The sequence below is a fragment of the Klebsiella sp. JN_Kp122 genome (assembly GCF_040062085.1).
In the GTDB taxonomy this organism is placed as follows: Bacteria; Pseudomonadota; Gammaproteobacteria; order Enterobacterales; family Enterobacteriaceae; genus Klebsiella; species Klebsiella aerogenes.
The window spans coordinates 102933-117246 of the sequence record NZ_JBEAHW010000042.1 but is presented as its reverse complement, the minus strand read 5'-3'; the positions used below and the strand labels follow the sequence as shown (position 1 = coordinate 117246).

Here is a 14314-nt window from a genome sequence, read left to right as displayed (position 1 = left end):
AGTACTCGGCTACGAACCGAGCGGTCGGAGGTTCGAATCCTCCCGGATGCACCATATTCTCCTTAATAACAGCGACGACGTTGTTGTATGGTCTGCGAAATTATCGCAAGCACCAGGGAGGATAACGTTGCGTAAGCAACGGCCCGAAGGGCGAGGCGCAGCCGAGTAATCCTCCCGGATGCACCTTCATACCTGATTCGGATTAATTCTGTAGTAAACTAGCTTTTCCGATGCATCCGTAGCTCAGCTGGATAGAGTACTCGGCTACGAACCGAGCGGTCGGAGGTTCGAATCCTCCCGGATGCACCATATTCTCCTCAGTAACAGCAATCTCGATTGTTGCATGGTATGCGAAATTATCGCGAGTACCAGGGAGGATAACGTTGCGTCAGCAACGGCCCGTAGGGCGAGGCGCAGCCGAGTAATCCTCCCGGATACACCATCTTCTCTTCAATAAAACTCTCCAATTTTCATCCCATCAGTACGACGCATTTTATCTCCTCGATAATCAACACATTTCTTATTGGCAAGTCGCTCTTTCCACTATAATTTATCCCTGTAGATCTACCTGAACCGGGTGTGATGAATGCAAGGAGAGAAATCAATGAAATGGTTCAAAGCAATACCTGCCTTTTGCGCAACGCTTCTGGTCGCCGTATCTCTGGCAGGCTGTGCCGGATCGTCCACCAAAGAAAGCACCGGCGGTTATATTGACGATACCGTGGTAACTACCAAGGTAAAAAGCGCGCTGTTTAACGAAAAAGATATCAAATCCTCAGAAATTAGCGTGCAGACCTTTAAAGGCCGCGTACAGCTGAGCGGTTTCGTATCGTCGGCTGAGAGCGCTAAACGGGCGGTAGAGGTCACCCGTCGCGTGCAGGGCGTGCGCGTGGTTGAGAACGACCTGCGAATCAAATAATACCGTTTTCGCTATCCCGAGTTGATTAAGGCGCCTGCAGGCGCCTTTGCTGTCTCTGGCTCCCCCGCGACAAAACCCGCCTTTTGCGATACAGTAACGTTTCCTTATCCGGTTTGTGAGAACACGATGTACCAACGTTACGCAGGACTGATTTTCGATATGGATGGCACCATCCTCGATACCGAGCCGACGCATCGTAAGGCATGGCGTGAAGTACTGGGCCGTTACGGTATGCGTTTTGATGAGCAGGCCGTGGTCGCGCTCAACGGTTCTCCAACCTGGCGTATTGCCCAGGCGATTATCGAGCTGAATCAGGCTGATTTAGATCCGCATCGTCTGGCGCAGGAAAAGACCGTCGCCGTCAAAGCGATGTTGCTGGATAGCGTACGCCCGTTACCGCTGATAGAGGTGGTAAAAGAGTGGCATGGCCGTCGCCCGATGTCGGTCGGTACCGGTAGCGAAAGCGCTGTTGCCGAAGCGCTGCTGGCGCATCTTGGCCTGCGCCACTACTTCTCCGCGGTGGTGGCTGCCGATCACGTGACGCAGCATAAGCCTGCGCCCGATACCTTCCTGCTGTGCGCGGAGCGCATGGGCGTCGCACCGGAAACCTGCGTGGTCTTCGAGGATGCCGACTTCGGTCTGGAGGCGGCGAAGCGCGCGGGTATGGATGCTGTGGATGTGCGTCTGTTGTGAGCGACGCGCTGTCGCTCCTGTCGCTTTTTGCCAGCAGCTTTTTAAGTGCCACTTTACTGCCCGGTAACTCAGAAGTGGTGCTGGTTGCTATGCTTCTTACGGGGGCAAGTCAACCGTGGATGCTGGTATTAATAGCAACAATCGGCAATAGCCTTGGAGGGGTAACTAACGTTATTCTGGGGCGCCTGTTTCCACTGCGCAAGCAATCGCGCTGGCAGGAGAGGGCAACCGGCTGGCTTAAACGCTATGGCGCGGTGACATTATTATTGAGCTGGGCGCCTGTTATAGGCGATTTGCTGTGTTTACTAGCGGGATGGATGCGCATTTCCTGGGGACCAGTGCTCTTTTTTTTATGCCTTGGTAAGGCGTTGCGTTATATCGTCATAGCGGCGGCAACCCTTCAGGGCATGACGTGGTGGCACTAATTGGACTGATTGTTCAACCATTACAATTATGCTAATTCAAACGATTTCGACAGGCGGGAGGTCAAATTGATCCCGGATGTATCACAGGCGCTGGCCTGGCTGGAAAAAAATCCGCAGGCGCTGCAAGGCATTAAACGTGGGCTTGAGCGTGAAACGCTGCGCGTTAACGCCGACGGCACGCTGGCCACGACCGGCCATCCTTTAGCTTTAGGTTCGGCGCTGACCCATAAATGGATTACTACTGATTTTGCCGAAGCCCTGTTGGAGTTTATTACTCCAGTGGATGGCGATGTCGATCATATGCTGACTTTCCTGCGCGATGTGCATCGCTTCACCGCCCGCCAGCTCGGCGACGAGCGGATGTGGCCGCTGAGCATGCCGTGCTATATCGCGCCGGGTCAGGATATTGAACTGGCGCAATACGGCACCTCTAACGTTGGCCGGCTGAAAACGTTGTATCGCGAAGGGCTGAAAAACCGCTACGGCGCACTGATGCAAACCATTTCTGGCGTGCACTATAACTTTTCGCTGCCGATGGCGTTCTGGCAGGCCAAGTGCGGCGTGGAAGATGCCGAAAGCGGCAAAGAGGCTATTTCCGCCGGTTATTTCCGCTCGATTCGTAACTACTACCGTTTCGGTTGGGTGATCCCGTACCTGTTCGGCGCGTCGCCGGCGATTTGCTCCTCGTTCCTGCAGGGTAAACCGACGACTCTGCCGTTTGAGAAGGCCGGAAACGGCATGTATTACCTGCCATACGCCACTTCTCTGCGTCTTAGCGATCTCGGTTATACCAATAAGTCGCAAAGCAATCTCGGAATTACGTTTAACGATCTGCACGAGTATGTGGCAGGATTGAAGCGGGCGATTAAAACGCCATCGGAAGAGTACGCTAAAATCGGTCTTGAGAAAGACGGCAAACATCTGCAGATCAACAGCAATATTCTGCAGATTGAAAACGAGCTGTACGCGCCGATTCGCCCGAAACGCGTGACCCGTAGCGGTGAAACGCCGTCCGATGCGCTGCTGCGCGGCGGCATCGAGTACATCGAAGTGCGTTCGCTGGATATCAACCCGTTCTCGCCGATCGGCGTGGATGAGCAGCAGGTGCGCTTCCTCGATCTGTTTATGGTCTGGTGCGTGCTGGCCGATGCGCCGGAGATGAGCAGCAGCGAACTGCTGTGTACCCGCACTAACTGGAACCGGGTGATTCTTGAGGGCCGTAAACCGGGCCTGACGTTGGGGATTGGCTGTGAAAGCGCGCAGTTCCCGCTGGCGCAGGTGGGTAAAGATCTGTTCCGTGATTTACGTCGCGTGGCGCAAACGCTAGACAGCATCCACGGCGGCGAGGCCTATCAACAGGTGTGCGATGAGCTGCTGGCGTGCTTTGACGATCCGGAATTAACGTTCTCAGCGCGCATTCTGCGTTCTATGATTGAAGAAGGGATTGGCGGTACCGGGCGTAAGCTGGCTGATGAGTATCGTACGATGCTGCGCAATGAACCGCTGGAAATTTTAAGCGAAGAAGATTTTATCGCCGAACGTGATGCGTCGGTCGCGCGACAGAAGAAAGTGGAAGCGGAAGATAGCGAGCCGTTCGAGGCACTTTTAGCACGACACGCGTAGTAAAAAGCGCTACAAAAGAAAAAGGCCACATCACTGTGGCCAAACTTTCATCTCTGATTCAGGGATGATGATGATAATAAATGCGCGTCTTTCATATACTCAGACTCGCTGTTGAACGAAGAGTTCATTTTATTTTAAAAAAAATCACTATCGGAGGTGAAGAATGCCGTTGTTAGATAGTTTCACAGTCGACCATACCCGAATGGAAGCGCCTGCGGTGCGCGTCGCGAAGAAAATGAACACGCCGCACGGCGATCAAATCACCGTTTTCGATCTGCGATTCTGCGTACCGAACCAGGAAGTGATGCCGGAGCGCGGTATTCATACACTGGAGCACCTGTTTGCTGGTTTCATGCGCGATCACCTGAACGGTAATGGCGTGGAAATTATCGACATTTCTCCGATGGGCTGCCGTACCGGTTTCTACATGAGCCTGATTGGTACGCCGGAAGAGCAACGCGTGGCCGATGCCTGGAAAGCGGCGATGGCTGACGTGCTGAAAGTCAAAGATCAGAATCAGATCCCTGAGCTGAACGTCTACCAGTGCGGAACCTACACCATGCACTCGCTGGAGGAAGCGCAGGATATCGCCCGCCACATCATTGAGCGTGATGTTCGCATCAACAGCAACGATGAGCTGGCGCTGCCGAAAGAAAAACTGCAAGAACTGCACATCTAGTGCGCATGCGTCGGCCCGGCCATCGCGTCGGGCCGCTCTCCGCTTATCATGTCGACAACGCTCTCCTTTTCCTTCCAGCACCGCGCGCTGGTGCCATTTGCCCATGATTACGCCCACGGCGATAGCGAACCGATGCATTGCCACGACTGCGCTCAGTTATTGCATATTCTCAGCGGCGTGGTTCGGGTGGAAACGCCGGTCGGATTCTGGGTCGTGCCGCCGGGGCGCGGCGTCTGGCTACCGGCACATACGCCGCACGCGTTGCGCATAACCGGCAATGTGGCCGCACGGACGCTATTTATCGATCCGCTGGCCCGTGCCGATCTGCCCTCTACCTGCCAGATCGTGCAGATCTCACCGCTGCTGCGTGAGCTTATCGTCGCGTCGCTGGCGCTGGAAGAGCGCTATTTCCCCGGCACCCGCGATGAACGTATCTATGAGCTGATGCTGGATGAAATTCGCGGGATGTCGGTATTACCTTTCGGTTTGCCGGAACCGCATAGCGATAGCCTGCGTCGGTTATGCCAGCGGGTGCGCGAAGCGCCCGGTGAACCGTGGGGCAGCCGTGAGGCGGCGCAAGCAGGCGGAATGAGCGAGCGTACGCTGAACCGCCATTTTCAACAGCAGACCAGCCTGACCTGGAGCGAATGGGTGCGCCGGGCGAAGCTGATGGAGGCGCTGGTTCGCCTGGCGCAGGGGCAGTCGGTACTACGGGTAGCGCTGGATCTGGGTTACGGCAGTCACAGCGCTTTTAGCGCCATGTTCCGCCGGGTAATGGGGACCGCGCCCAGCGACTATTTTCGCCCGTTGGATTAATCCCTGGCGTGAACGGCATTACACAACGCCTGTAACGACGCGCGGGCAACGTCATTATCAATGCCGACGCCCCATCGACTTTCGCCATTGGCAAAGACGCAGCGAATATAGGCAACGGAGCGGCTGTCGCTGCGCGCCCCGAGGGTATGCTCGTGGTAGTCCTTGATAACGAAATGACGTTTTAACAGCGCGCTCAGGCCGTTGGCGGCGGCGGATAACAAACCGTTACCACGTCCGTTCAAGCGGCGGGTTTCGCCATTCATCCGCAGCGCAGCCTGTAACGTCAGTTCGCCATCCTGCTGGCCGTCGCTCTGATAGTCGAGTAACGCCAGCGTCGGCTGCGCCAGCAGGCCGTAACGGCTGCGAAACAGCTGCCATAATGCGTTATGGGTCATTTCTTTACCATGGCTATCCGTTTCTTGCTGAACGTACTGGCTGAAGTCCTGCTGCAACGCCCGCGGCAGCTTAAGACCGTGGTTCTGCTCAATCAGCCATGCGCTGCCGCTTTTACCTGACTGGCTGTTAACGCGGATCACCGCTTCATAGCTGCAGCCGATATCCTGTGGATCGATAGGTAAATACGGCATTTGCCAGCGATCTCCTGGTTTACGGGCATCAAACCCTTTTTTAATGGCATCCTGATGTGAACCCGAAAAGGCGGTGTAGGCCAGACTGCCTGCCCATGGATGACGCGGATGTACCGGGAGCTGGTTGCAGTTCTCGACGATCTCTACCACCCGATTCATCTGCGTAAAGCGCAACTGCGGATCCACGCCCTGGCTATAGAGATTCATAGCCAGCGTGACCAGACAGACGTTGCCGGTACGCTCGCCATTGCCGAACAGACAGCCTTCAACGCGATCGGCGCCGGCCATCACCGCCAGTTCGGCGCTGGCGACGCCGGTACCGCGATCGTTATGCGGATGCACGCTGATACACACATCCTGGCGGCGCGAGAAGTGGCGGCAAAAATATTCAATCCGATCGGCGTAGACGTTCGGCGTGTTGACTTCGACCGTTGCCGGGAGATTAATAATCATTGGCCGTTCGCCGCAGGGCTGCCAGATTTCCGCCACCGCTTCGCAGATTTCAAGGGCGAATTCCGGCTCGGTAAAACAGAAGGTTTCCGGTGAATATTCATATTGCCAACGGGTGTCCGGCTGCTGTTCGCAATGCTGACGAATAAGCCGGGTGGCGCGGGTGGCGAGCTCGATCACTTCGGCCTTTTCCATGCCGAAAACCAGCTCGCGAAACAGCGGCGCGGTGGCATTGTAGAGATGGATGGTCGCCTGCCGGGCGCCGCGCAGCGCTTCGAAGGTTCGTGCTATGAGTTCTTCCCGCGCCTGAGTCAATACTTGAATGGTGACATCTTCAGGAATGCGTTGCTCCTCAATCAGCTGGCGCACAAAGTTGAAATCGGTTTGCGAGGCGGAGGGGAAGGCGATCTCTATTTCTTTAAAACCGCACTCCAGCAACAGATCCCAGAACTGCAGCTTACGCGCGGCATCCATTGGTTCGGCCAGCGCCTGGTTGCCGTCGCGCAAATCGGTGGAAAGCCAGCGCGGCGCGGTAGTGATTTGCCGCTCGGGCCAGCGGCGATCGGGCAGGGTGATAGGCGGATAAGGGCTGTATTTTTCGCAAGGATTGGTCAGCATGGTGTTCTCCTGTAGTCGGAGCTTTATCCTGCATGACATAACCCATCGGCGGCTTTAGCGAAATGGACAGAAGCTAGCGCGAAATGGACAAGGTCCGGCAATAAAAAAGGGACCCGCAGATCCCTTTTGTTAATACTTAGTGTGCGCCCCCGCCACCGCCGCCGGCGCTGAACGGCGGCCTGGCGAACCACACCAGGCCTAGCAGAAGGATAAAGATCCCCGCCGAAACCCAGAAGATTTCGTTGGCGGAGATAATCAACCCCTGGTTGGTTATCTGCTGGGCAATCCAGCCGGAAGCCTGCTGCTGGGTCATTCCCATACCCTGCAGCTGATCGTACATCTGCTGGGCGTTGGGGTTGAACGGCGTCACCGACTCGGTGAGCTGCGCATGGTGCAACGCCTCGCGGTTGGTCCACATGGTGGTGGTAATTGAGGTACCGATGGAGCCGGCAAGGGTTCGGGTAAAGTTCGACAAGCTCGACGCCGCCGCCAGCCGCTCCGGCGGGAGGCCAGAGAGAGTGATGGTGGTCAGCGGCATGAAGAAACAGGCCACCGCAAAACCCTGGATAAACTGTGGCCAGGCCGATGCGCCGAAGTCCATTCCCGGTTCAAAGGTCCACGCGCGCCAGTAGAAGCACACCGCATACATAATAAAGCTGAAGGTCACCAGCCGCCGCATATCGAGCTTATGAGCAAAGCGGCCGATAATCGGCGACAGAATGACCGGGATCACCCCGACCGGCGCCGAAGCCAAACCGGCCCAGGTGGCGGTGTAGCCGTATACCTCCTGCAGAAGCTGCGGCAGCAATACAATGGCGCCGAAGTAGAGCATATAGGCCAGACTGATACACAAACAGCCGATGGTAAAGTTACGCGACTTAAACAGCGACAGGTCGACTATCGGGTTATCGTCGGTCAGCTCCCAGACGATAAGGAAACTTATCGCCACCACCGCCACGATGGTCAGGATGATAATCTCGTTGGAAGCGAACCAGTCGAGCTCTTTACCGCGGTCGAGCATCACCTGCAGGCTACCGATCCCGATAATCAGCAACGCCAGCCCGACGCCGTCGATACGCCGCTGCTCGGTGCGGGTTTCACGGCCGCGCAGGGTCTGCAGCGTCATGAGAACCACCGCCACGCCAATCGGCACGTTGATGAAGAAGATCCAGCCCCAGTGGTAGTTATCGCTGATATAGCCGCCGAGAATCGGGCCGCAAATCGGCGCGACGATGACCGTCATCGACCACAGCGCCAGCGCGATTGAGCGTTTCGCTGGCGGGTAGTTGCTGAGCAGCAGACTCTGCGATAGCGGGATCAGCGGACCGGCGACGATCCCCTGAATCACGCGGAAGAAAATCAGCATCGTCAGGCTGTTCGACACCCCACAGGCCCAGGAGGCGATGGCGAATGCCACCGTCGACCAGACGAAGAGTTTCACTTCGCCGACGCGCTTAGCCAGCCAGCCGGTAATCGGGATGGAGATAGCGTTCGCCACCCCAAACGAGGTGATGACCCAGGTTCCCTGACTCAGCGACGAGCCAAGGTTACCGGCAATGGTCGGAATAGCCACGTTGGCGATAGTGGAGTCCAGCACCTGCATGAAAGTCGCCAGCGACAGCGCAATGGTCATGATGACCAGTTGCGCGCCTTCGAGCGGTTTTTGCTGTTGCATTACGCTCACCCCGAATTATCCGGCGTTGGCCTGGATGATACCGTCGATCAGTTTATTTACCGGCTCAAGGCCGATTTCACGGGCATTACTTTCATAGACCGGCGAGCTTCGTACCTGGCTTGCCAGCATCTCGCCTTCGCGATTGCTGGTGTCTACTTCAACCAGCGTCGACAGGCCAATGCGCAGCGGATGTTGCGCCAGCTGTTTAGCATCTATCTCGATACGAACCGGCAGACGCTGGACGACTTTGATCCAGTTACCGGTGGCGTTTTGCGCCGGCAGCAGGGAGAAGGCGCTGCCGGTACCCATATCCAGGCCGACCACTTTACCGGTGTACTTCACGTCATCGCCGTAGATATCGCTGACGATGGTCGCCGGCTGGCCGATACGCATATGGGCGAGCTGTGTCTCTTTAAAGTTGGCGTCAACCCACAGGTTGGTGGCTGGAACCACCGCCATCAGCGGGGTAGTGGTACCGATCTGCGCGCCAGGCTGCACCGAGCGGCGAGAAACGTAGCCGCTAATCGGGCTGACGATTTGCGTACGCTGCAGCGCCAGCCAGGCGTTGCGGACTTCGGTCGCCGCCTGCAGCACCGCCGGCTGCTGTTCCAGTTTGGTGCCCAGTACGATTGCCTGATTGGCGTTGTACTGTTGAATGGCGACGTCGAGTTCGGCCTGCGCGCTGGCGACGGTGTCACGTGCGTGCTGCAGCTCTTCGCGGCCAATCAGGTTCGCGGCGCCCAGCGGGATACGACGATTAAGGTCTGCCTGCGCCTGAGCGAGGGCGGTTTTTTTGACGTCAATATTCGCCTGCAGCTGCTTGCTGTTGATCATCTGCTGGCGAGTCTGGCGCACGCTTGCCGCCAGCTGGGTTTTGGCTTTTTCAAACGCCTGCTGGGCGTCGGTCTGGTCGAGGGTGACCAGCGGATCGCCTTGTTGCACAAAGTCGGTGTTGTCGGCCCAGACCTTAGTCACGCTGCCGGAAACCTGCGCCATGATCTGTACCTGGTTCCCTGCCACATAAGCGTCATCGGTCTCTTCATAATGACGCAGGACTAAAAACCAATAAATGCCGTAGGCTACGGCCACAATAACAAAGAGCAAGGTCAGGAGCAGAAGGGCGCCTTTGCGTTTCCCTTTCTTGCTGCCTGATTGCTGCGGAGTTTGGCTCGCCGCATTTTCGCTCATCTGATTCTCCACAATTTTACATTCTTATTATTTCACATCGGCTGAGCCGACCTGTTTACCAGAAAGGCCAGCAGAAGATCTGCTGGCCTGACCGTGTTCCTTGCAACTCAAAATATTGTGCGGCTCCGTGCTTAGCGCAGGGATCCCGCCAGCGCGCCGTCTTCTTCCATTTGGTCGAGGCGGCCAAGCAGTTTACGGGTGATGTGCTCCAGCTGGTCTTTTTCCGCGGTGCTTAAAGAAGACCACAGCTGGTGTAGACAGTTGTGCTGCGGAGGTAATACCTCGCGCAAGAATTGATGACCTTTGTCGGTCAGCTGCAGGTGCAGGCAGCGACGATCGTTATCGCTTTCACGACGTTCGATCCAGCCGCGTTTTTCCAGTTCGTCGGCGATGCGGGTGGCATTAGTGCGTGACGAACCCAGCGCGCAGCTCAGCTCGGAAGGTTGAATGCTGTGATTTTCCTGAGACTCAAGCGTTATCAGCGCCATAAATAATGTCTCGTTAATCCCTTGCGCTTTCAGCATTTTGTTACGGTTTTCCAGCAGCTTACCCTGCATGTGCATACAGAGACGGGTGAGGAGAATCTCCTGGAAAGGGAAATCTTCATGGCGGCTGGCGCGGAATTTGAGCATCTGCTCAATGGGAGTAAACGAACTATCCATTTGGGTATAACCTCATTAATTACAGCCGATATAATAACTATTGTGACAAATAAAGCAAATGAATTATTGGTCACTATTAATACTTAAAATCTCCGGCGAGTCGCCGATTTTCCATGCCAAACCATAGGCTAAAGCGCTGAGTTGCGTAGGGATAATAATGCTGTTCGCCACCTGTAAGCTCAACCTGAATGCGACGAAACCTACCCGTGTTGGTAGTCACGGGGGCTGACGTCAGGGAGCAGGAGTTTCCATATTGGTGACTTATTGATAACGTTGGTGAAAATTACGCCTGGAAAGAGTTATTCACCTTAGCAGACGGCGTGATGGCTTCACAATCGCTAAAATGGGAAATCAGAAAATACGCATTTTTATGCATATTCGTTTCATGTTGGTACAGGGGAAGGCAGTCCCCACGGCGATAAAACGCCGCGGGGAGAGGGAGAGATTACTTCTGCGCCGCCAGCGCTTCTTTCACCCAGCCATCGAACAACTGCTGGTGGGCTTTAATCCAACCATCAACGTGGCCGTTGATGTCGGCTTCTGAAGCATGGCCGGCATGCATCATCGCGTTTTCGGCGTTGATATCGGCAATTGGCAGCTTCATCAGGCTAAACAGCTTCGCCGCCGCCGGGTTTTTCTCGGCCCAGGCTTTGTTGGCGACGATATGCATGGTGTTCACCGGGAAACCGTAGTTGACGCCGTTCGGCAGCTTGGTGTCGATATCTTTCTGTTCTCCCGGCAGGGAGGAGAACGGTACCTGCAGCCAGACCACATCTTTACCCGGTTTCAGCACGTCGCTGACCCAGTACGGCGTCCAGGTGTAATAAAGAATCGGTTTGCCTTCTTTATAACGGGCGATGGTATCGGCCATCATCGCCGCGTAGTTACCCTGGTTATGGACCACTTTATTGTTCAGCCCATAGGCATCAATCTGATGGTTGATGACCGCTTCGCAGCCCCAGCCGGGGGTACAGCCGGTGAGATCGGCTTTGCCATCGCCGTTGGTATCAAACAGTTTGGCGATCTTAGGATCTTTCAACTGGTCGATGGATTTAATGTGGTACTGCTCGGCGGTTTTCTTGTCGATCAGATAGCCCTGCGCCGCGCCGGTGACGAAGGTTCCTTCACGGTAGAATTTTTTATCGCCGCCCGCCGCCGCGTACATATCATCATGCAGCGGTTGCCAGTTGGTGGCAATAAAGGTGGCATCGCCAGAGGCGATGGAGGTGTAGGCGACGTTATAGTCGACCTCGCTCGGCTTTTCGACGTTATAGCCCAGTTTCTCCAGCGCGCGACTGACCAGCAGCGTCTGGAAGGTTTCTTCGGAAATAGTACTCTGCGCCGGTTTCACGGTGATGCCTTTACCCGGCAGCTCGGCAGCAAACGCGCTGGTCGTGACGAGGGCGGTAAACGCTGTGGCAAGGAGAGTTGTATGTCGCATCGTTATTCCTTCTCTTATTTACAGAAAGGGCGGGTAATCAGCCCCAGAGGTCCGGTGGTGTACCAGCGGCGGTTACCGCGGCTACGGGAATCGCGGCCGACGGCCTGCGTCAGGCGGTCAAGGATAATCGCGAGGATAACGATCCCGACACCGCCGACGCTCGCCAGCCCCATATCCAGTCGGCCAATACCGCGCAGCACCATTTGACCGAGGCCGCCGACGGCGATCATCGAGGCAATAACGACCATCGACAGGGCCAGCATCAGCGTCTGGTTGACGCCAGCCATGATGGTCGGCATCGCCAGAGGCAGCTGGACTTTGAACAGCAGCTGGCGCGGGCTGGCGCCGAAGGAGCGTGAAGCCTCAATGAGGTCTGCCGGCACCTGGTTAATCCCAAGGATCGTCAGGCGGACAATTGGCGGCAGGGCGAAGATAATGGTCACCACCACGCCCGGAACGTTGCCGATACCGAACAGCATGACGATCGGTACCAGGTAGACGAACGCCGGCGTGGTCTGCATCGCATCGAGTAACGGGCGGATGATTTTCGCCGCCCGCGGGCTACGCGCCAGCCAGATCCCCAGCGGCAGGCCGATTATCATGCAGAACAGCAGCGCGGTCAGCACCAGCGCCAGGGTGACCATCGCCTGCGACCATGCGCCGATAGCGCCGATGGCTACCAGCGAGATCAGGGTGGCGATACCCATGCCGACGCTGGAGATCTGCCAGGCGATCAGCGCGAAGAGAATAATCGCCACCGGCGCCGGCATCCCCAGCAACAGTTGCTGGAAGGCGCTGAGAATATAATCCACCGGCACGCGGATCCCCTGGAACAGGGGACGGAAGTGCAGCACGATCCAGTCGATGGCGTGGGTAACCCAGCTATCGAGCGGGATCAGCGTTTTATGGAACGGATCCATAATATTGAAATGTTCTGGCTGCGGCGCAGGCGCGCTGTTAAGCCAGTCGGCGCCGCCGCCGTCAGCGGGCGCCGGTGTTGGGTTGCCCCAGGCGTCGGCGGACTGCGCCGCGTTATCCGCTGGCGCTGCGGTATCCCATGGGTTTGATTGATCAGCCATTGTTTGCCCCCTCGCGATCTAAAGCCTGTAGCAGCATGCGTTTTGAAATAATGCCGAGATACTGGTGTCCTTCATCCACCACCGGGACGGCGCACGGCGCCTGGCCAACGTGGGAGAGCAGGTCGCTGAGCGGCGTTTGTGCCTCCACCGCCTGCGGGGAGTCAATTAACGCCGCATCGAGCCCCTGATTTTCGCTCAGCGCGCTTTTCAGAGAGTCGATGGAGACAATGCCGACAAACTTATTACCGCGTTCAATGACGTAGCCATATTCACGGTCTTCATCCTGCAATAATTTCAGCGCCGAACGCGGGCCGAAACCGGGAGTTTTACGAATCAGGCCAACCGGGCTACGGCGGGCAATATCTTTAGCGCTAAATACCTGGCTAATATCGACGCCGCGGAAGAAAGTACGAACGTAATCATTCGCCGGGTTATTCAGAATTTCGTCAGGGGTGCCAATTTGCACCACTTCGCCATTTTGCATAATGGCAATACGATCGCCAATACGCATAGCTTCATCAAGGTCGTGGGAAATAAAGACAATGGTACGTTGATGCTTTGCCTGTAATTTGGTGAGCTCATCCTGCATTTCAGTACGAATTAACGGATCAAGCGCTGAGAAGGCCTCATCCATGAGCAGAATATCGGGGTTGATCGCTAATGCGCGGGCTAAGCCGACGCGCTGGCGCATCCCGCCGGAAAGTTCGTCGGGATAGGCGTGGGCGTAATTCTCCAGCCCCACCTGACGTAGCGCATCCAGCGCTTTCTGCTGGCGCTCTTCGGCGGAAACGCCGGCCAGTTCCATACCGAACGCGGTGTTATTCAACACGTTCATATGCGGCATCAGGGCGAATGACTGGAAAACCATCGCAATCTTTTTCCTGCGCACCTCGCGAAGCTCGGCATCTGAGATTTTGGCGATATCGACGCCGTCAATCAGCACCTGTCCGCGGGTGGGTTCAATCAGGCGATTGAGAAGGCGAACCATGGTGGATTTTCCTGAACCGGAAAGTCCCATGATGACGAATATCTCGCCTTCTTCAATGGCCAGACTGGCGTCTTTAACGCCAAGCGATAGCCCCGTTTTTTCCAGTATTTGCTCTTTGGTAAGTCCTTTTTCAATATATTTGAACGCGCGTTGCGGGTGCTCGCCAAATATCTTATAGAGATTCTTGATTTCTAATTTAATTGCCATGCAATAAATGATTTCCTGTCTTTAATTATATCGATATCGTACCTGGTGAAGATTATTACCTTTTTACACCCTAACATACTGAGATTCTGTGACAACCCTCGATGTGAATAGCTAGCCAAAATCTGAATAGGGATCTCTGGCTGAATTGCCCGTGATATAAGGGCTGAGCCATCATATACGGCTGGTGATATTTTTTGATTATGCATGAATAATGAATGGGAAAATTGGTGTAAATGAAGGAAATATGACACGAAAATGGCCAGA

13 protein-coding genes and 1 tRNA gene are annotated in these 14314 nt (G+C 55.7%); 7 read left to right on the top strand and 7 right to left on the bottom strand.

The annotated features are described in order from the left end of the window. Positions 1 to 232 precede the first annotated feature (232 nt). The 7 genes from ABLU78_RS17915 to ABLU78_RS17885 all read left to right on the top strand — a co-directional run bounded on the left by ABLU78_RS17915 (position 233) and on the right by ABLU78_RS17885 (position 5155). Positions 233 to 309, top strand: a tRNA-Arg gene (locus tag ABLU78_RS17915). A 295-nt stretch (positions 310 to 604) separates the two neighbouring features. After that, positions 605 to 919 carry a BON domain-containing protein gene (locus ABLU78_RS17910; protein WP_015370060.1) on the top strand — a complete coding sequence of 105 codons (315 nt, stop codon included), beginning with the start codon at positions 605 to 607 and terminating at the stop codon, positions 917 to 919. Between the two features lie 126 nt (positions 920 to 1045). Beyond that, entirely contained in the window at positions 1046 to 1612 is a 567-nt protein-coding gene (yqaB, locus tag ABLU78_RS17905) for a fructose-1-phosphate/6-phosphogluconate phosphatase (RefSeq protein ID WP_045366759.1), read from the top strand. Next, entirely contained in the window at positions 1609 to 2037 is a 429-nt protein-coding gene (locus ABLU78_RS17900) for a YqaA family protein (RefSeq protein WP_015370062.1), read from the top strand. The genes yqaB and ABLU78_RS17900 overlap by 4 nt, the downstream gene beginning before the upstream one ends. A gap of 66 nt (positions 2038 to 2103) precedes the next feature. Continuing rightward, entirely contained in the window at positions 2104 to 3660 is a 1557-nt protein-coding gene (gene gshA / locus ABLU78_RS17895; protein WP_032712382.1) for a glutamate--cysteine ligase, read from the top strand. Positions 3661 to 3823: 163 nt separating this feature from the next. Beyond that, entirely contained in the window at positions 3824 to 4339 is a 516-nt protein-coding gene (gene luxS / locus ABLU78_RS17890) for an S-ribosylhomocysteine lyase (protein ID WP_015370064.1), read from the top strand. 48 nt (positions 4340 to 4387) lie between these two features. Next, complete coding sequence (locus ABLU78_RS17885; RefSeq protein ID WP_015370065.1) at positions 4388 to 5155, top strand: helix-turn-helix transcriptional regulator; 768 nt, start codon at positions 4388 to 4390, stop codon at positions 5153 to 5155. Here the strand turns inward: ABLU78_RS17885 and leuA are convergent. The 7 genes from leuA to proV all read right to left on the bottom strand — a co-directional run bounded on the left by leuA (position 5152) and on the right by proV (position 14050). Then, positions 5152 to 6810, bottom strand: a complete 1659-nt coding sequence (leuA, locus tag ABLU78_RS17880) for a 2-isopropylmalate synthase (RefSeq protein WP_032712381.1) — start codon at positions 6808 to 6810, stop codon at positions 5152 to 5154. The genes ABLU78_RS17885 and leuA overlap by 4 nt on opposite strands. Positions 6811 to 6946: 136 nt before the next feature. Further along, complete coding sequence (gene emrB, locus ABLU78_RS17875; protein ID WP_020078123.1) at positions 6947 to 8485, bottom strand: multidrug efflux MFS transporter permease subunit EmrB; 1539 nt, start codon at positions 8483 to 8485, stop codon at positions 6947 to 6949. A gap of 15 nt (positions 8486 to 8500) precedes the next feature. Further along, a complete protein-coding gene (gene emrA, locus ABLU78_RS17870; RefSeq protein ID WP_015370068.1) occupies positions 8501 to 9673 on the bottom strand; it encodes a multidrug efflux MFS transporter periplasmic adaptor subunit EmrA in 1173 nt (390 codons plus the stop codon). Between the two features lie 131 nt (positions 9674 to 9804). After that, the gene (mprA, locus tag ABLU78_RS17865; RefSeq protein ID WP_015370069.1) at positions 9805 to 10335 is read right to left on the bottom strand and encodes a transcriptional repressor MprA; all 531 of its coding nucleotides are present in this window, start codon (positions 10333 to 10335) and stop codon (positions 9805 to 9807) included. 445 nt (positions 10336 to 10780) lie between these two features. Then, positions 10781 to 11776, bottom strand: a complete 996-nt coding sequence (proX, locus tag ABLU78_RS17860) for a glycine betaine/L-proline ABC transporter substrate-binding protein ProX (protein WP_015370071.1) — start codon at positions 11774 to 11776, stop codon at positions 10781 to 10783. Between the two features lie 14 nt (positions 11777 to 11790). Beyond that, a complete protein-coding gene (gene proW, locus ABLU78_RS17855; protein WP_015370072.1) occupies positions 11791 to 12855 on the bottom strand; it encodes a glycine betaine/L-proline ABC transporter permease ProW in 1065 nt (354 codons plus the stop codon). Next, positions 12848 to 14050, bottom strand: coding sequence for a glycine betaine/L-proline ABC transporter ATP-binding protein ProV (proV, locus tag ABLU78_RS17850; protein WP_015370073.1), 1203 nt, complete (start codon positions 14048 to 14050; stop codon positions 12848 to 12850). Before proV ends, proW begins: the two co-directional genes overlap by 8 nt. Positions 14051 to 14314 lie beyond the last annotated feature (264 nt).

Excerpts from the sequence above, each read along its gene's own strand:
- ABLU78_RS17910 (WP_015370060.1), top strand. The coding sequence starts at position 605 with ATGAAATGGTTCAAAGCAATACCTGCCTTTTGCGCAACGCTTCTGGTC.
- yqaB (WP_045366759.1), top strand. The coding sequence starts at position 1,046 with ATGTACCAACGTTACGCAGGACTGATTTTCGATATGGATGGCACCATC.
- luxS (WP_015370064.1), top strand. The coding sequence starts at position 3,824 with ATGCCGTTGTTAGATAGTTTCACAGTCGACCATACCCGAATGGAAGCG.
- ABLU78_RS17885 (WP_015370065.1), top strand. The coding sequence starts at position 4,388 with ATGTCGACAACGCTCTCCTTTTCCTTCCAGCACCGCGCGCTGGTGCCA.
- leuA (WP_032712381.1), bottom strand. The coding sequence starts at position 6,810 with ATGCTGACCAATCCTTGCGAAAAATACAGCCCTTATCCGCCTATCACC.
- emrB (WP_020078123.1), bottom strand. The coding sequence starts at position 8,485 with ATGCAACAGCAAAAACCGCTCGAAGGCGCGCAACTGGTCATCATGACC.
- emrA (WP_015370068.1), bottom strand. The coding sequence starts at position 9,673 with ATGAGCGAAAATGCGGCGAGCCAAACTCCGCAGCAATCAGGCAGCAAG.
- mprA (WP_015370069.1), bottom strand. The coding sequence starts at position 10,335 with ATGGATAGTTCGTTTACTCCCATTGAGCAGATGCTCAAATTCCGCGCC.
- proX (WP_015370071.1), bottom strand. The coding sequence starts at position 11,776 with ATGCGACATACAACTCTCCTTGCCACAGCGTTTACCGCCCTCGTCACG.
- proW (WP_015370072.1), bottom strand. The coding sequence starts at position 12,855 with ATGGCTGATCAATCAAACCCATGGGATACCGCAGCGCCAGCGGATAAC.
- proV (WP_015370073.1), bottom strand. The coding sequence starts at position 14,050 with ATGGCAATTAAATTAGAAATCAAGAATCTCTATAAGATATTTGGCGAG.